At 58.3% G+C, this 17,913-nt stretch carries 13 protein-coding genes and 3 tRNA genes; 5 read left to right on the top strand and 11 right to left on the bottom strand.

The annotated features are described in order from the left end of the window. Window positions 1-52: 52 nt before the first annotated feature. The 4 genes from AC1ENN_RS02215 to AC1ENN_RS02200 form a co-directional block, all read right to left on the bottom strand. Complete coding sequence (locus tag AC1ENN_RS02215; RefSeq protein WP_480406584.1) at window positions 53-3,127, bottom strand: type I restriction endonuclease subunit R; 3,075 nt, start codon at window positions 3,125-3,127, stop codon at window positions 53-55. Continuing rightward, a complete protein-coding gene (locus AC1ENN_RS02210) occupies window positions 3,124-4,311 on the bottom strand; it encodes a restriction endonuclease subunit S (protein ID WP_480406583.1) in 1,188 nt (395 codons plus the stop codon). Before AC1ENN_RS02210 ends, AC1ENN_RS02215 begins: the two co-directional genes overlap by 4 nt. Further along, a complete protein-coding gene (locus AC1ENN_RS02205; protein WP_480406582.1) occupies window positions 4,308-5,876 on the bottom strand; it encodes a type I restriction-modification system subunit M in 1,569 nt (522 codons plus the stop codon). Before AC1ENN_RS02205 ends, AC1ENN_RS02210 begins: the two co-directional genes overlap by 4 nt. 198 nt (window positions 5,877-6,074) lie before the next feature. Beyond that, window positions 6,075-6,344, bottom strand: coding sequence for a helix-turn-helix domain-containing protein (locus AC1ENN_RS02200; RefSeq protein WP_480406581.1), 270 nt, complete (start codon window positions 6,342-6,344; stop codon window positions 6,075-6,077). Between the two features lie 194 nt (window positions 6,345-6,538). Here AC1ENN_RS02200 and AC1ENN_RS02195 point away from each other — a divergent pair, with 194 nt between their 5' ends. Next, window positions 6,539-7,519, top strand: coding sequence for a site-specific integrase (locus tag AC1ENN_RS02195; RefSeq protein ID WP_480406580.1), 981 nt, complete (start codon window positions 6,539-6,541; stop codon window positions 7,517-7,519). A 68-nt stretch (window positions 7,520-7,587) separates the two neighbouring features. Beyond that, entirely contained in the window at window positions 7,588-9,273 is a 1,686-nt protein-coding gene (locus AC1ENN_RS02190) for a hypothetical protein (RefSeq protein ID WP_480406579.1), read from the top strand. Between the two features lie 210 nt (window positions 9,274-9,483). Here AC1ENN_RS02190 and AC1ENN_RS02185 read toward each other — a convergent pair. From AC1ENN_RS02185 to AC1ENN_RS02165, 5 genes are all read right to left on the bottom strand, one after another. Continuing rightward, window positions 9,484-9,557, bottom strand: a tRNA-Met gene (locus AC1ENN_RS02185). A 25-nt stretch (window positions 9,558-9,582) separates the two neighbouring features. Further along, window positions 9,583-9,654 (bottom strand) — tRNA-Thr (locus AC1ENN_RS02180). Between the two features lie 99 nt (window positions 9,655-9,753). Then, a complete protein-coding gene (locus AC1ENN_RS02175) occupies window positions 9,754-10,731 on the bottom strand; it encodes a M23 family metallopeptidase (protein ID WP_449648433.1) in 978 nt (325 codons plus the stop codon). 208 nt (window positions 10,732-10,939) lie between these two features. Beyond that, window positions 10,940-11,740, bottom strand: coding sequence for an inositol monophosphatase family protein (locus AC1ENN_RS02170; RefSeq protein ID WP_449648434.1), 801 nt, complete (start codon window positions 11,738-11,740; stop codon window positions 10,940-10,942). A 127-nt stretch (window positions 11,741-11,867) separates the two neighbouring features. Beyond that, window positions 11,868-11,952: transfer RNA gene (locus AC1ENN_RS02165), tRNA-Tyr, on the bottom strand. A 134-nt stretch (window positions 11,953-12,086) separates the two neighbouring features. Here AC1ENN_RS02165 and AC1ENN_RS02160 point away from each other — a divergent pair. Genes AC1ENN_RS02160 through cls form a run of 3 tightly spaced genes read left to right on the top strand, consistent with a single transcriptional unit; the run spans window position 12,087 to window position 15,342 of the window. Next, window positions 12,087-12,575: a YajQ family cyclic di-GMP-binding protein gene (locus tag AC1ENN_RS02160; protein WP_449648435.1), complete on the top strand. Its 489-nt coding sequence runs from the start codon at window positions 12,087-12,089 to the stop codon at window positions 12,573-12,575. Window positions 12,576-12,591: 16 nt separating this feature from the next. Continuing rightward, window positions 12,592-13,836, top strand: a complete 1,245-nt coding sequence (locus AC1ENN_RS02155) for a cation:proton antiporter (RefSeq protein ID WP_449648436.1) — start codon at window positions 12,592-12,594, stop codon at window positions 13,834-13,836. Window positions 13,837-13,866: 30 nt separating this feature from the next. Further along, window positions 13,867-15,342 carry a cardiolipin synthase gene (cls, locus tag AC1ENN_RS02150; protein WP_480406578.1) on the top strand — a complete coding sequence of 492 codons (1,476 nt, stop codon included), beginning with the start codon at window positions 13,867-13,869 and terminating at the stop codon, window positions 15,340-15,342. A gap of 64 nt (window positions 15,343-15,406) precedes the next feature. Here cls and AC1ENN_RS02145 read toward each other — a convergent pair whose 3' ends face one another. Then, a complete protein-coding gene (locus tag AC1ENN_RS02145; RefSeq protein WP_480406577.1) occupies window positions 15,407-16,765 on the bottom strand; it encodes an FAD-dependent oxidoreductase in 1,359 nt (452 codons plus the stop codon). 54 nt (window positions 16,766-16,819) lie between these two features. Then, entirely contained in the window at window positions 16,820-17,896 is a 1,077-nt protein-coding gene (locus tag AC1ENN_RS02140; RefSeq protein ID WP_449648439.1) for a polyprenyl synthetase family protein, read from the bottom strand. Window positions 17,897-17,913 lie beyond the last annotated feature (17 nt).

The following is a 17,913-nucleotide window of genomic DNA, read 5'->3' as shown; positions in this document are numbered from 1 at the left end:
TTCGCGTGTGGCAACGAATCTCCGACGAGGCCGAAAACCACGGCCGCACGAGCTAGTTCAGCCCGAAGAACCGCTCGAAGAACGCCCTGAGCTGCCCCAGAACCCGCTGCTTCTTTTCGCCGTGCCCCCCGTGGGCCGCAAAACGAGAAACGGGCGGCAGGATGCGAGTGACGGCTGTTCCGCCCGCTTGAATAGCACCGTCACGGAAGGCTGTCTCCATGAAGGCGCGCGTCTCGTCTGGCTTCAGTCCTTCGGCTTCAATGATCGCGTCCAGCTCAGCGCCGCGTCGTGCGTCGATAAAGGCTCGCCATTCCTCATCGACCTCACCCGTGGTTGACAGCGAGTCAACGAAGGCTTCGACGAGGTCTCTCTTGTTACGTAGCGACGGGGAGGCGTCGACAGCTCGGTAGATCGCGGCCCGAATCTCGGTGTCGTCTCCGTCTCCTCGTTCGTCGCGGTACTTCTGAACCAGCATGAGGATGTAGTCGACGTTGATTTCGACCTGCTTGATGAGTTCGATCTCAAACACTACGTCGTCGTTGATCGACTCTTTCTCGGCATCCGTTTCACGGCGGAACTCTGCCCACAGGTTCAAGTAAATGCTGCGGTAGTCCTGACTCTGTCGTTCGGTGAGCATCTCATGCCCGGCAAATTCATCGAATGACGTGAGGATGTTTTGCAAGCGCAGAATCATCCCGAAGACAGCGATGAACTCCTTTTGCGCTGCTTCGCCGACGATGGGCACCCCGAGCGGGAATTTCTCCAGCAGCTCAGTGACCTTCTCGGCGTACTCGCCGTAATACTCCGCATATGGCTTGAGCAGCACCACTCCGCGTGCGTCCTTGTTGCCGAAGAGCGCGATGGCGTCGTTGGTTTCTTCTTCTAGGTTTCGGAATGCGACGATGTTGCCGTAAGTCTTGACCGAGTTCAGAATGCGGTTGGTCCGCGAGTACGCCTGAATAAGCCCGTGGGCACGCAGATTTTTGTCGACGAACAGCGTGTTCAGCGTGGTCGCGTCGAAACCGGTAAGGAACATGTTGACGACGATCACGAGGTCGATCTCGCGGTTTTTCATCCGCAGCGAGAGGTCTTTGTAATAGTTCTGGAAGCCGTCAGACGAGGTGCTGTAGCTCTGACCGAACATCTCGTTGTAGTCCTGAATGGCGTCTTCCAGGAAAGAGCGCGCATCGCCGCTGAGCCCGTCGGCATCGAAGGCTTCTTCGTCGAGCGCCCCATCCTCGACAGCTTCGTTGGAGGCGTACGAGAAAATCAAGCCCACTTTGAGTCGGCGGTCGGGCGTGCGATCTTGTTGCTGGATGGCGAACTGGTTGTAGTACATCCGTGCCGCGTCGATGGAGGCGGTCGCAAAAAGTGCGTTGAAGCCGTGCACTCGTTTGCCGTCAAGCGTGAAGTGTTCGGCTCGCTTCGTCTTCTGGTCGAAGTGCTCCAAGGTGTAGGACACGACCTGCCGCACACGTTCCGGCGCGAGCAGCGCCCGTTCGGTGTCGATCGCAGAGACCTGCTTGTCGTCAACCGCACCGATCTTGATGGTGTTGACGTAGTCGATGCGGAAGGGCAGCACGTTCTTGTCGGTGATCGCATCCACGATTGTGTAGGTGTGCAGTTTCTCGCCGAACGCCTGCTCTGTGGTCCTCAGTTGAGGATTGCCGCCGCTGCCGGAGTTGGCAGCGAAGATCGGCGTGCCGGTGAATCCGAACAGGTTGTAACGCTTAAACGCTTTGGTGATGGCGGTGTGCATGTCACCGAACTGGGAGCGGTGGCATTCGTCGAAGATGATGACGATGTGCCCGCTGTAGATGTCATGACCCTTGTTGCTAGCGATGAACCCGGCGAGCTTTTGAATCGTGGTGATGATGATGCGGGCGTTCGGGTCTTCGAGCTGTTTCTTCAAGACCGCCGTCGAAGCGTTGGAGTTCGCGGCGCCTTTTTCGAACCGGTCGTATTCGCGCATCGTTTGGTAGTCGAGGTCTTTTCGGTCGACGACGAACAATACTTTGTCGACGGATGGCAACCGCGATGCGAGCTGGGCGGCCTTGAACGACGTGAGTGTTTTCCCTGAGCCGGTGGTGTGCCACACGTAGCCTCCTGCCTTGAGGCTGCCTAGTGTTTTGTAGTTGCTGGAGACATCGATCCGTTGCAAGATCCGCTCGGTGGCAACGATTTGGTACGGCCGCATGACAAGCAGCATCCGGTCGGCGGTGAGCACACAATATTTGGTGAGGACGTTGAGCAGGCTGTGTTTCGCGAAGAAGGTCTTCGCAAATGCGGTCAGCTCCTGAATGGGCTTGTTCTGCGCATCCGCCCACCACGAGGTGAACTCAAACGAATTCGAGGTCTTGCGACGGGGACCGCTCGACTTCTTGCCAGCTTCGGCGAGGTGCTCACGCCGCGTTGTGTTGGAGTAGTACTTAGTGAGCGTGCCGTTGGAGATGACGAACAACTGCACGTATTCGAACAGGCCGGAGCCCGCCCAGAAGCTGTCGCGCTGGTAGCGGTCGATCTGGTTGAACGCTTCGCGGATATCGACGCCGCGCCGTTTCAACTCGACATGCACCATCGGCAGCCCGTTGACGAGCACAGTGACGTCGTACCGGTTCGAATATTTCGCCGTTCGCACATCCGCGTCTGTCGGCGCATCGGGACCGCCGGCCACCTCGTACTGGTTGATCACCTGCAACCTGTTGTTGTGGATGTTCGACTTGTCGATCAGCGCAATGTTTTTGATCGACCCGTCGTCGCGCTGGAGCAATTGCACGTGGTCTTCGTGGACGCGCACAGTCTTGTCGGCGATTCCCTCATTGGCGCCGGCTATCTTCTCGCTAAAGAACACCTCCCATTCAGCGTCAGAAAAGTGGATGCCGTTGAGCTCTTCCAACTGCACCCGGAGGTTCGCGACGAGCTCCTCCTCACTGGTGATCGGCAAGAATTCATAGGCTTGAGATTGAAGGAGCCGGATGAACTCGCGTTCGAGCTGATCCTCCGACTGGTAACTCGACGCGGTTGCGGTGTCAGGCACAAACTCGGCTACAACGGTGCTCTCCGAGCTGACCACAATCGGCTCAAACCGCGTGCCGTTTCCGGGTTCGCCAATGTTGCGAGACGTCACGCCACCAGCTCCTTGAAGGTAAGCAATTTGTCGCGATAGTGCTCGTATTGCTTGCGCCGCGCGGCCAGCTCTGCCGGGAGCCCGACACTCAAGTCGTTCACGAGAGCGTCGAACTTGTCGAGAATCGCCACAACACGTTGCTGTTCTTCGAGCGGGGGTACAGGTATCTCAACACGCTTGATTGCAGGGACGGTCAATTGAGGGATGCTGCCACCACTGTGGCCGAGTACCGTTACGTCAAGCGCGTAGTTGAGAAACTTCGCACTCAATTGCCGACTGTCGGGCACGAGTGCAAGCAGCCTCACCACGGGCGTAAAGTTCGCTTCGCGGATCTCGTGATAGCCGATCGTGCCTCTTGCAGAAACAGTCACGGCCTCGCTAGTGATTGAAAAAGAATCGGTGTACCCGTAAAGGGCGGCAGCCCCAGTGCCGTTCGAGAAGATCGGATACGAGAACTCAGCCGACGCGGAACGCTGACCTTTCGAGTACCGCGGAGGGAGGTCGCCTCCTGCGGTGATTGAAACGCATGCATCGACCAACGGCCGCATCGGAACTTCGGCCCCAAAGGTTAGTAAGTCCCGCCTGAAGTACTGGTACTGGATCCGACGAGCTTCGAGCTCCGCTTCGAGCTCCGCTTCGAGCTCCGTGAAAGGATCCAAGATCCTCACGACCTCGCGCTGAACCTCAAGTGGCGGGACCGGAACCCGCAAGAGCGCAATTTGGTTCAGGTACAGCCCCTTCTGCGCGGCGCCGTTCGCCTGCTGCGCGATCGTCCGCTGTTGGCCGGTAGTTTCGAGTGCATAGCGTAAAAATTTTGGTTCGAGTATATTGCGATCCGGCTTAATCACACACACGCTGCGCTGAAAAACTAACGGCCGATCGAAATCAAAGACCGCGGTCCGGCCGATTGCGCCGACGATTGTTAGGAGGACATCACCACGCTCAACGTTGGTGCGCCGGTGCTCCACTTCGAAGTCCACGCGTGAGAGCATCCTCGCGCCTTCAACGTCAACCCGTCCGTGGTTCACGTTCTTCGCGCTCACCATTGGAAAGTGCGGTTCGAGAGTGCTCGCCGACGGCGGATTATGTGACCCATCCACAATTCTGGTCGTGACATCGCCGAGCTTCTTGTACTCGACGCCGTCCGCACAGAATTGCGAAACCAACTCAGCGAGCCTCGTCACGATGGGACCTCTAGGTTACGAACGACCTCGTCGATCGCGGTGCGCAATTCGGCCTGCCGGGAGACAATTTGCGCGATCCTGGTATTGAGCTCAGCAATATTGATAACCTCGCGAGTGTCTTCTCTCTCAACGTAAGACGAGACGGCGATGTTATAGGCATTCTCGGCGATCAGAGTATTTGTGGCCAGCATCGCGAAATGTTCAGCGTCCGCGCGGGCGGTGAAAGCGTCCAGAATCTTATTCTGGTTGGCCTCCGCGAGTTTGTTCTTGCTCCCGCCGCGCGTGAACTCTGCTGACGCGTCTATAAACAGCACGGAGTTGTCAGTCCTCGACTTCTTCAACACAATGATGCAGGTGGCGATGCTGGTGCCAAAGAACAGGTCGGGCGGTAACTGAATGACCGCATCCACATAGTTGTTGTCGATCAGGTACTTGCGGATCTTCGCCTCTGCACCGCCCCGGTACAGCACCCCTGGGAACTCGACGATCGCCGCGGTGCCGTTGACCGCCAGCCACGACAGGATGTGCATCGTGAACGCGAGGTCGGCCTTCGACTTCGGCGCAAGCACACCCGCCGGGGCGAATCGCGGGTCGTTGATGAGCAGCGGATTAGCATCGCCATCCCACTTGATCGAATACGGCGGGTTGGAGACAATCGCCTCGAACGGCTCGTCGTCCCAGTGCGCCGGATCGATCAGAGTGTCGCCGTGCGCGAGGTTAAACTTCTCGTAATTGATGTCGTGCAAGAACATGTTGATGCGCGCCAGGTTGTAGGTGGTCAGGTTGATCTCTTGACCATAGAAACCTTGGCGCACGTTCTCTTTGCCCAGCACCTTCGCGAACTTCAACAACAGCGAACCAGAACCGACGGCGGGGTCGTAGACCTTATTCACTTCGGTTTTGCCGACGACGGTGATGCGGGCCAAAAGCTCAGATACCTCTTGCGGCGTGTAGTACTCGCCACCGGACTTACCGGCACTCGATGCGTACATCTGCATCAGGTATTCGTAGGCGTCGCCGAACAGGTCGATTGTGTTGTCGTCAAAGTTGCCGAGTGGCAGATCGCCGATCGCGTCGAGCAGCTTCACCAGCTTCTCGTTGCGCTTCGCAACCGTCTGCCCCAGCTTCGGGCTGTTGACGTCGAGGTCGTGGAATAGACCCTTCAGATCGTCTTCGCTGTCGGTACCGACCGCGGAACCCTCGATGTTGCGGAACACCGCGTGCAGCGTCTCGTTGAGGTTCTCATCCTGCTGCGCTCGTTTCTGAACGTTAGCGAACAACTCGCTCGGGAGGATGTAAAAACCCTTCTCCGAGACCGTCTCCTGGCGCCCGAATTCGGCTTCGGCATCGCTCAGCGTCCGATAGTCGAAGTCAGCGTTACCCGCCTTGCGCTCGCCAGCGGTGACATAGGCGGTGAGGTTTTCCGAGATGAAGCGGTAGAAGAGCATCCCGAGCACGTAGCTCTTGAAATCCCACCCGTCCACGCTGCCCCGCAAATCGTTAGCGATGCGCCAGATCGTCTTGTGCAGTTCAGCGCGCTGCGATTCCTTGGTGGTAGTTGCCATTAGCGCGACACCGCCCGTGAACAGACTTCAAGTGACCTGTGGTCTTCAAGCTTAAGGACTCTTGCCATTCGTTCCGCGTCTCCTCATGAGCAACGCACTCGCGGTGATATCCGCGGTGCGCTCTCACAGGTTATCGGTGACATCTGATATCTGAGGGGACCCCGTTCGGGTGAGTAGCGGGTTATAGGCCGACGAGGGCTATGGACGAGGCCAGAGCGGACCAAGTTCTTGTTCTAGCTTGGCCAAGGTGACGATGTCTGGCCAGGACTTGCCCTGCAAGACTGCCCCGATCGTTGCACGGTCAACGCGGGCCATCGTCGCGATCTCACGGATGCTGCGCTCTCCGATGGCGTCTCGGAGGTTCAATACGAGCTGTCTGGCCTTCTCAGCAACAGGATCAGCGCATGGCGCTTCGGGCCAGTCCTCACACAGTTCGGCCGGAAGGGCGCGCGAGGGGCGAGGGCTCATGCATCGAGCGTAGCGGGAATGTCGGTGGCCCTCACCATAGTTAGTGGCTGTAGTTATAACCAGCAATTGAGGGGAGCGCAGTCGCATGAGCTGTTGTCACGAGATGCCCTATGGTCCCCTCGTTGACGAGCGAGCTTTCGGCAATGAACGCGACAACTCCCACCCGGTGAAAAACTCGCCGCATAGAGATGGGTATGAAGACATCATCCTCAACCCCATCGACAAAACAAGCAGCCAAAACCGAAGCTCCGGGCGCCGGGGTGGCGCTCTCTGCCGCGGAGGTCATCGCCGTGTTGACTAGACGCTACAAGCCGAAACAGCATCGGCTCGCGTGGGACGACGCGCGCCCGTTCGTCATGAATGCCGTCACCATCACGGCTCTGGCGAGCAATCGTGACGCCAGCAAGCTGATGCGCATTGCCGCACCGTACGTGATGTGGTGCGTGGAAGAACACGGCCTCGAACTCCGGACTGAGCTCATCTTCGCGCCGACCCTCATCGACCGCTATTGCACGACAGCTTTCGACCGCGAGGTAACTGGTAGCTCCTACCGCTCAATCCTTTTGGGAATATCCGCTGCCGTGCTCCCCAACTCCGGGCCGAAGATGACCCCGATGCACAAACGCACCATTCACCCGCCGTACACGGAGTCCGAACTCAAGTCATACACGTTGTGGGCTTCAGGACAAAAGACTGAGCTTGCTCGCCATCGTTGCATGCTCGTCGTCGCGCTCACAGTCGGAGCAGGTCTCCACTCAGGCGAGATACGCACGTTACGCCGCAGCGACGTAAGCATCGACAGTGATGGAGTGCTCATTCGAGTTCGAGGCAGAAGCCCGCGCCAGGTTCCCGTGCTCCGCGAGTGGGAAAAGTGGATGACAGACATCGTCAATAACTACCCCGGCGTGGAACTGCTGTGGGGCGGCCCAAGACCAAGCGGTGGCAAGAACATGGTGAACCATTACATGTCTCGCACCATGGGTAACGCACCGGCACCTACGCGGTTGCGCGCAACTTGGATTACGACCCATCTCCAACGCGGCACCCCGATTAAAGAGATACTTCGCGCTGGCGGTATGGCGAAGTTTGGGAATCTAGACCAGTACTTAGCCTTCGTTGAGCCCGTCCCGCTGGTTGAACATCGCACCCTGCTGCGCGGGGGTGGAAGTCTTTGAGCGGAATGATTACTGGCCAAAGTGATGCCACTGCGTTGTTCGAACAGCGGATGGCCGAGACGTTTGGAATGAGTGCCGAAGAACGTGACGACGAATATGCGCAAGGCCCGATGTCTCTGGCATATCTTCGCAATGCAATCGCGCTTATCGAGCGTTCCGGCATCAACGGCAAAATTGCGCAGTGGGAGAAAGAAGGCCGCAAATCAATGGCAGGCCGTAAGCGGGTCATCCCCCTAACTGCCATTCTGCCCATCATGTTGCTGCACATTCAGATGGGTCGAGGTGTCGTCTACCTAGACATCGCCAACACACTTCATCGTAGGTTCGGCGCGAAGCACTTTGAGCTTCTCGGAATTCCGAACATGCCGTCCGACAAGACGGACTGGTACCACCGGTTCTGGCGCGGACTTAAGCAACTAATCAGCCACATCGACCCGTATCCCCTCCCCCTCGACGGAAAGTTGGGGGCCCAGGACTATTCCGCTCGCCTGGCACACATCACCCAAGGACTCGGCAAACCCGAGCATGAACGGAACCTTGCCCGCATCGACTGGTTGTGCAATCAACTCGTGCTTGCGTCGGTGCGAACGATGCCAGATGAGTTTATTCGCCGCTTTCAAGGTAACTGTGCCATCGACGCCAGCCTGATTCCGGTGAAGGGCGCGCAGAACCCCACTCGCCCCGACCTCAAGCGGTGCAACCCCGACCCATTCTCCGGCCGTTATCGTCGCGGCGGCGACCACGACGGCAAGGGTGCCACGACGGATGTCGCCGGGTACGAAATTGAAACAGCTACAAGCGCCTGGAACCGTCCTCACGAAAGCGAGCTATTCCCGTCGGTCATTACAGCCATCGGCTTCCACCGACCCGGCCAACTCGTCGGGCACGGCATGAAGCTAATCGAACGACACAAAGCGGCCTTCAACCTCGACCGTTTTCTCGTAATGGCCGACCGCGCCTACAACAACGGTCTCGTCGAGACGTTTCACCTTCCCGCCCGCAAGGCCGGCGTCGAACTCGTCATCGACTACAAGGCCGTCGACCTCGGGCTTCAAGGGCACTACGAAGACCTCATTCTCGTTGACGGAAACTGGCACGTGCGCAGCATGCCTCAAAAACTCATCGACGCAACCAAGAACCTCGCCGAGCTGCTTGCCGCACGGTCAACCATCGAGAAGTCCGACTATAGGGACAAACACGCAACGCTCCTTGCCCTCGTAAATAACCGCAGAGCATACCGAATGATTGCCAAGGGACGCCCCGACCTAGACGGCTACCAACGGTTCACCTATCCCAAAGGGTCGCCCGTGCCGCACGCTCCGCTCAATGGCAAGAACAGCATCATGATTCCGTTGATGGTTCCGGAGACAGTCGTCAAGCCAGAGAAGCCCGGGGGCAAGTCGCGTCGCCTCCAGCCGCTAAAACACCTGCAACGGTTCGCCTACAAGAGCGAAGAGTGGGCCGGCTACTACGGAATGCGCAATCTCGTCGAAGCTTCCAACTCTCGATTCAAGGATTCCAACCAGGAAGACCTAGGAAACCCAAAGAAGCGCTCCGGCCGCGGGTTTAGCTTGAACTACCTTGTCGCGGCCCTCGCCATCGCCTCATTCAACTTGCGTGCAATAGCCACATTCATCCTGAAACTCAGAGACAAGGCTGTCGAACAACCAGTTCGCACCCGTCGCCGAAAGGACGAGCGCGCACAGCCTTTGGCCCGACTGGCCAATTCTCAGGGCTCAGCGCCGCCAGAATAGCCGGCCCAGAAAACCGACACTGATACCGCTATACCGAACCGATTCAGCCTGCCCAAAAGCAGGCTGTTTCGTCGTTAACGGGGACGTCAGGGCAATGCGTGACCCCCGAGCGCGCGCGATTGCAGCCGCGAATGCAGGAACGCCACCAAAAGGCTCACGTTCGATCAATAAAATGAAAAGCACACCTTCAAAGAATGAAAGGGCCTGTTGTAGCTGAGGCGGGATTCGAACCCGCGACCTCACGATTATGAGTCGTGCGCTCTCACCAACTGAGCTACTCAGCCGCATCATCCAATTATTGGATGAGCGAGCCCCCTATGGGAATCGGACCCATTACCTCTTCCTTACCAAGGAAGTGCTCTACCAATGAGCTAAGGGGGCACACAAAAGCGCATATCGCGCGATTGGCACCGTAAGAGACTAGCACCCGTTTAGGGCCCCAAAGTACGGTTTTGGCCGAAAATTGGTCGCTACAGAAGATTAGTTGACGGCATTTGTGGAGAGCCACGCATACGGGTCGACCGGAACCTTGTCGAGGTGAATCTCAAGGTGCAAGTGGGCTCCGTACGAAATCCCGGTAGCACCAACAAGGCCGACGAAATCGCCGACGTTTACGGGATCGCCGACGACCAATGGGCTCGAATCGGTCACCATGTGGGCGTAGAGGGTATCGACCTGTTGGCCGTTCACGATGTGACTGATGATGGCGTGATAGCCGTAGCCGGAATAGTCGGCCTGGATATAGCTGACCACACCATCAGCAATGGCATAGATCGGGGTTCCGTAGGCTGCAGCGAAGTCGGTGCCCTTGTGGAATCCGCTGGAACGGTAACCAAATCCGTCTGTGATGGGAACCTCATAGGGGAACGGCCAACGAATAGCCCCGGCAGTTGCGCGGTATTCGTAGCTGACCCCTGCGTACTGAATGGCAAGAACTTCGGCATAGGAGATGACCTTCAAGTCATCGTGTTGAGCAAGATCGTTGACGACCTGATCCGAAACGGCCAACGACTGCGGTGTTGGAGCTCCGGCAGCGATATCCGAAACATCGGCGGGCGCGACTGACGCAATCGCACTATCGCCTGAGCTGACAAAGGCATTCGACGGCACCGACACCCCAACCAGGAGCGCACCAGCGAACAACATCGCAACTGACGAGAGCGCCCTAGATGCGAGCGCCTTACCTCGGCGCTGCGGGGGTCCGCTGGCGGAGAAAGTTGCCGGAGAAACCCGAATTCGCTTCGACTTGACCTTCGACGGACGTGCTTTTCGTACCCGAGGCGCTGTCGCAGTCACGGGTGCTGCCGGCGCCGCTGCCGGCGCCTCCACCGGCTGCTGCGTGCTGTGCTTCGACGGACGGGTTTGCGCTGCGCGTTCGCGCTCACGCATTTCTCTGCGAGTGAGGGGGATGCTGTCCCCTGTTCCCGGTTGCTGTGGGAACGAAGTGTCGAAGCTCACTTGCTGAGCTCCATTTCACGTGAGGAGAATGTCACTGCGGCACGGATGCTCGTCAGTGACATTCTTCTCCTCCACGCGATTCACTTGCTAGGTGTGAATGCATAATTCGGGTATTCGCCTACGCACGTACGGGTTGTACGCAGGCAACAGATTCGTAAAGGCTAGCGTGCAAGTGGTCTACTCGCCACCCCCTTTTCAAGTGGTCTACCTAGTCGTCCAATTGCGCTAGTTCTGCTTCCAGAAGCGCCGCAACATCGGGGTGTGCCGCCAAGATAAAGTCCTCGCCACCGGCGTTTTTTCCCCAACCTTTCACTGTCGCTCCGGCCTCGTGAGCGATGAGCGCTCCTGCCGCGTGGTCCCACGGGCGCAGGCTTCTCTCGAAGTAGGCGTTCACGCGCCCCGATGCGACCATGCAGAGGTCTAGTGACGCGGTGCCCATTCGGCGAATGTCTCGCACCCGGGGAATCAGTTGGGCAATGACCCGGCCCTGCTCGACGCGGGTCTTCTCAAGATACGAAAATCCTGTGGCCACAAGCGCTTGAGAGAGGTCTACTGGCTCGGCAACCTGCAGTCGCTCACCATTCAGAAACGCGCCTCCTCCGACGCTAGCGGTGTACGTTTCGCGAGCACCAGGATTCACTACGGCACCAGCGAGCGCACGCCAGGTTGCAGGGTTTGCTTCGCCCTCGACCACGGCAATGCTCACGGCGTAGTGCGGAACCCCGTATAGGTAGTTCACCGTTCCATCAATGGGGTCGACAACCCACGTCAGCCCACTCGTGCCGGTGGATGCTTCGCTTTCTTCACCAAAGAAACTGTCGTCGGGTCGTGCTTCAGCAATCAGGCTGCGAATGAGTTGCTCACTCTCGCGATCTGCGTGAGTTACGACATCCACTGACGACGACTTGCGGTCGGCAACAGCAACACCCTCGCGGCGACGCTGGGCGACAAGATCAGCGGCCTGTGTTGCGATGCGAGTGGCAAGGTCTAGAAGTTCAGTGTTGGACATGCATTAAGCCTAGGGCGCGCCAGCATGCGCGACCGTCGGTGAGAGGACAGCGGATGCCTCAGCTCACCATCGCGAAAGCACAACGCAGCGCCGCCGCGGTGGGGTAACCCGCAGGTGATGCAGTAAGTGGTGGCGAGTGAGGGATTCGAACCCCCGAATGCGATGCAGTCTGATTTACAGTCAGATCCCTTTGGCCACTTGGGTAACTCGCCGAGACGCCTCCGGCCACATGTATTCATCTGACCGAACGCGCTGAACCAGAATACAAGGAATCCGAGCGCCGCGTGACCACATCGCCAAAAACTAGCGATGGGAGTTCTGCGCGCTGCGCGGGTAGCATGGGTGTATGGCTGATTCTTCGTTTGACATTGTGAGCAAAGTTGACCAAATGGAGGCGGAAAACGCCGTCAACCAGGCACAAAAGGAGCTTGCTCAGCGGTATGACTTCAAGGGCGTTGGCGCTTCGGTTGACTGGACCGGCGAGAGCCTCCTGTTGAAGGCAAGCTCCGAAGAGCGCGTGAAGGCGGTTCTCGAAGTGCTCGAGGCCAAGTTCATCAAGCGCGGCATTTCGCTGCGCAGTCTAGATGCGGGTGAACCCTTCGCCAGTGGCAAGGAGTACCGCATCGAGATCAGTTTGAAGAACGGCATCTCCTCTGAGGATGCCAAGAAGATCGCGAAAGTCATCCGCGACGAGGCGCCCAAGACGGTGAAGTCTCAAATTCAGGGCGACGAACTGCGGGTGCAGTCCAAGAGCCGCGATGACCTTCAGGCGACAATGGCGCTGCTGAAAGGCAAAGACCTCGAAGTTGCCCTCCAGTTCGTGAACTTCCGCTAGCTCCTCCCCCAGCAGCGTGGACCTCTTCCTGCTGATTTTTGCGGCAACTCTGCTCGTTGCTGTGCTCTTTTCGGCCCTCGCTGGCCGGACCATCCTTTCTGCGGCTGTCTTGTTCCTGATTGTCGGCTTTGTGATCGGCTCTGAGACGACGGGCATCCTGAGTTTCGATTCGGGTTCAGAAGAAGTTTCGACAATCGCCGAGATTGCCCTCTTTGTGGTGCTCTTCACGGATGGCATGAAGATGGGGTGGGCCGACCTGCGTAAGGCCTGGCGGCTTCCCGGTCGCGCTCTCGGTTGGGGACTGCCCCTGACCCTCGGCATCACCGCGGTGCTTGCGCACTATCTCGTTGGGCTCGACTGGCCTGCCGCGCTGCTGATTGGTGCGATTCTTGCCCCGACCGACCCCGTCTTCGCGGCAGCTCTTGTCGGCGATAAGCGGGTTCCGCAACGCCTACGACAACTGCTCAATGTGGAATCGGGGGTGAATGATGGTCTCGCTCTGCCATTCGTTATCGTCTTTCTCGCAGTCAGTTCCGGATCGGAAGAGCTGCACCTTGGTGAACTCGGTATCGAACTGGTTATCGGCACGCTCATCGGAATCGCCATACCGTGGCTCGTCATCAAAGCGCTCCACACCCGCCTCTTCGCGACCGCTGGAGTCTTCGAACCTCTCGTACCCATCGCGATCGGCCTACTCGTCTTCGCGCTCTCAACCACGCTGCACGCCAACCTCTTCTTGGCAGCCTTTGCTGCTGGGGTTACTGTCGCAACGGTCGGTCAGAAGGAGCGTGAAGCTTTCGAAGAATTCGGAGAGATCATCTCTGAACTTCTCAAGTTGCTTGCCCTCATGATTTTCGGCGCCCTGCTGTCGTTCAAGTTTCTTGGCGAGATCGAGTGGACTGGTTGGGTGTTTGCGATCCTCGCGCTCATCGCCGCTCGACCCGCAGCGCTCTACATTTCGTTCCTCGGCTCCGGGCTCTCGATGCGGGAACAACTGGCCGCCATGTGGTTCGGCCCCAAGGGCTTCGCGTCAGTGGTCTACGTTCTCGTAGTTGTTACCGCTGGCATTCCCGAGGGCGACCTCATTTTCCATCTCGTCGCGCTCACCATTGCGCTGTCGATCATTGCCCATTCCTCCACGGACGTTGTAGTCGCCCGATCCTTCACCCGGGCAGACGAAACTCCGGCCTGGCAGGGGCCGCCGCTCAGCAATGGCAACGGTGTTGACACCGGCACCGGTGCTGGCAGCGCGAGCGGATAACCGTCTCCGTAAATCGCTAGACTTCGAGCCATGGACGTCGGCGGAATAACCATCAATTTCACTGCAGTAATTGCTGGTGTTCTCATCTTGATCGACTTCACCGTTCGCGTGCTCTCGCTGATCTACGTGCCCCGCAATCGGCGACCGCAAACGGCGATGGCCTGGTTGCTGGCAATCTTCTTCATCCCCTACGTCGGTATCCTGCTCTTCCTCATGTTGGGCAGTCGCAAGTTGCCCAAGGGGCGCCGCGACAAGCAGATTGAGATCAACAAGTTCATCATCGAGACCACTGAGGGCATGGATCAGGTGCGGCGCGATCAGCCGTGGCCGCCCTGGCTTGAGCCTGTCGTCGAACTCAACCGCACCCTTGGCGCAATGCCCCTTGTTGGTGGCAATTCGGCAAAGCTCTACTCCGAATACCAAGAGTCGCTGGATGCCATGACCGCGGCAGTCAACGACGCCACCAATTATGTGCAAGTTGAGTTCTACATTCTCAGCCTCGACTCCACGACGGCGCCATTCTTTGATGCGCTTGAAGCGGCCCATATGCGCGGCGTGCGGGTTCGGGTTCTGCTCGATCACATCGCTTCGCTTCGCGCCCCCGGCTATTTCACTACCATCCGCCGTCTCAAAAAAATGGGCGTGCAATGGCACGTGATGCTGCCAGTTCAACCGCTCAAGTGGAAGTTTCAGCGCCCCGACCTGCGCAATCACCGCAAGATCCTCATCGTCGATGGCAAGCTGGCTTTCACCGGTTCACAGAACATGGTGGATGCCACTTACAACAAGCGCGTCAATAAGAAGCGTGGCCTCACCTGGAAAGACCTCATGGTGCGCTTTGAGGGACCCATCGTTGCCGGCATCCACTCACTCTTCATTACCGATTGGTACAGCGAAACTGATGAGCTCCTCGTTCGAGAGAGTGCTCAAACCCCGTCGATCGCCACCAACGCAGACCTCGACGCGCAAGTCGTGCCGAGCGGGCCAGGGTTTGAGGGTGAAAACAATCTGCGCCTCTTCAATTCGTTGCTCTACGCAGCTCAAGAACGTGTCATCATCACGAGCCCCTATTTCGTGCCAGATGACTCGATGCTCTATGCCATTACGACGGCGGCGCAGAGCGGGCTCGATGTGCAGCTCTTCGTTTCAGAAGTTGGAGATCAGGCGCTCGTTTATCACGCGCAACGCAGCTACTACGAGACGTTGCTTCGCGCGGGTGTAAGGATTTGGCTGTTCCCCACCCCGACCGTGCTGCACGCCAAGCACTTCACGATTGACGATCAGGTCGCAGTGATCGGATCAAGCAACATGGACATGCGCTCGTTTAGCCTCAACCTCGAAATTTCGGTCATGGTGCGCGGAGCAGAGTTCATCGAAGACATGCGCGAACTTGAAGCCCAGTATCGAAGCGTCAGCCGAGAACTTACCCTCGACGAGTGGATGAAGCGCCCACGGCGGTCGAAGGTACTCGACAACATCGCGCGCCTTACCGCCGCCGTTCAGTAACACCGCGGCACCGCCAAGCAGCGGCACTGCCAAGCAGGAGCACCACGAGCGGAAACAGGTCGAACTAGTTCGCGTCGGTGGCTTTCGACGCGGCGATCATGTCGTCGCGGTCAACGAGCTTGATGCGCGCCCGACCCTCGGGCTCTCCCAGAGCGATTTCGCGAGCATCCAGCAGCTGCCAGCCCTGCATGTTGGTGTAGTCGACGTCACGGCTCTTCAGGAGTTCGACGACCGCCTGCTCGTCTGGTTGCTCGGGGCTCCACCAGTTGGCTTGGTCGTTCATGACGTGCTTGATGGTTTCCATCGCGTCTGACTTGGTGTGGCCGATGAGTCCGACGGGGCCGCGCTTGATCCAGCCAGTCGCATAGACGCCGTGAACTGGCTCGTCGTTGTCGTCGATGACTTGACCTTCGCGGTTGGGGATGACTCCGCGGTGGTCATCGAATGGGATGCCGTCGAGTGCCGACCCGAAGTAGCCAACAGCGCGGTAGAGGCTTTGCACCGCGACCTCACGGAACTCGCCGGTGCCGACAACGCCGCCCTGCCCGTCTGGCGTGGTGCGCTCGTAACGGAAACCCTCAACACGGTCGGTGCCAAGCACTTCAACGGGCCCGGCGTAGAAGTGCAAGTGCAGACGACGTGAGGCGTTGCCTTTTTCTTCACTGCGCCACTTCGTGAAAATGCGGTCGAGTACCATGATTTGTTTGTTTGACTCGATGGCCGCTTTCGATGCTTCGTCATAGTCGAAGTCTTCTTCGTAAACAATCAGGTCAACGTCGTCGAGTTCTCCGAGTTCGCGGAGCTCAAGCGGGGTGAACTTTACTTGCATCGGGCCGCGACGCCCAAAGACGTGCACGTCGGTCACTGGACTCGATTTGAGGCCGTCATACACGTTGGCGGGGATCTCGGTCGGCAGTAAGTCATCCGCGTGCTTAGCGAGTATTCTGGCGACGTCGAGGGCGACGTTTCCGTTGCCGATGACCGCGGTCTCTTTCGCATCGAGGGTCCACTCTCGAGAAACATCGGGGTGACCGTCGTACCAGCTGACGAAGTCGGCGGCGCCGTGGCTGCCCGGCAGATCGATTCCGGGAATCGGAAGTGGGGCATCCCGAACAGCACCCGTAGAGAAGATGACAGCGTTGTAGTGCTTCTTAAGGTCGTCAAGTGTGATGTCGCGGCCATAAGTGACGTTGCCGAAGAGGCGAATGTTGCCAGTGTCGAGCACGTCGCGCAGCGCATTGACGATGCCCTTGATGCGCGGATGATCGGGGGCAACACCGTAGCGCACAAGTCCATACGGCGCCGGAAGCTGCTCGAACAGGTCGATGGAGACCTCAAATTGGCGTTCAGCCTTCAGCAGGATGTCTGCCGCATAAATTCCAGCGGGGCCTGCACCAACAATGGCGAGTCTGAGCTTGCTCATGTGCTGTAGTTTCCGTTCATCTCGGTGCGCCCGGGCGCGGGCGAGTGTGGCGTTCTAGTTTGAGCGTTCGACGACGCTGTCGGCAAAGCGCGTCAGGGCCTTCTTTACAGGACCGTCAGGCAAAGGTGCGAGTGCTTCTACTGCTTCGCGGCCCCACCGACGAGCTTCATCCAGAGTCTTCTTCGTCACCGAGTGCTCTCGCAGTTCGGTCACCGCGGAATCGAGTGCAGCATCGTCACCCTCGCCATAGAAGTTTGCGTTGACGTCACGTTCGATTCGAGTGAGCAAGTCAGCGGCTTCTCTATTGGTTATGGCGAGCTCACGAAGGTACAACAGCGGGAGCGTTGCAACTCCACTGCGCAGGTCAGTTCCCGCCTTCTTGCCGGTCTTACCCGTCTCAGCAGAAAGATCGATGACGTCGTCGATGAGCTGAAAAGCGACACCAATCTTTTCGCCAAAGTTACGCACAGGAGCCGTGTACTCCTCAGGAGCATTCGAGAACATCACACCAACTTCGGCAGCGGTAGCAATGAGCGAACCCGTCTTGTCAGCCAGAACCTGAAGGTAATGATCGACAGCGTTCTCTCCCGGCTTCGGGCCAAGCGTCTCATGCAACTGCCCCAGGCAAAGTCGCTCAAAAGTATTCGCCTGCAGCAGGAGCGCTTGCTCGCCCATTCCGGCCACAAGCTTGCTCGCCCGCGCAAACAGGAGATCACCGGTGAGAATAGCAACCGAGTTGCCCCACACGCTTTGGGCGCTCGGCACTCCGCGGCGCAATTGCGCTTCATCCATCACATCGTCGTGATAGAGCGAGGCCAAGTGAGTAATCTCTACTGCCTGAGCCGCCGTAACAACATCGGGATTGTTGCCAGTGCCCAATTGGGCTGTGAGCAGAGTGAGCACGGGACGCACGCGTTTGCCGCCAGCTTCGAGCAGGTAGCGGCTCGTGGCATCCGCAATCTCATCAGCGAATTTCATGTGGGAGAGCAAGCCAGCTTCGACCTGCTCAAGCCCCTCTTCGATGGCGGCAGCAAACCGACGCTCATCGCTCGAGGCGAAGAGCTTCTCTCCCAGCCCCAATGAGGAACTCAGAGTATTGCTGCGGCGAGCAGACGGAACGCTCGGGTTCACTATCAACCGATTTCTTT

The sequence above is a fragment of the Rhodoglobus sp. G.S.23 genome (assembly GCF_056675935.1).
This window is presented reverse-complemented; position numbering and strand designations above follow the sequence as displayed.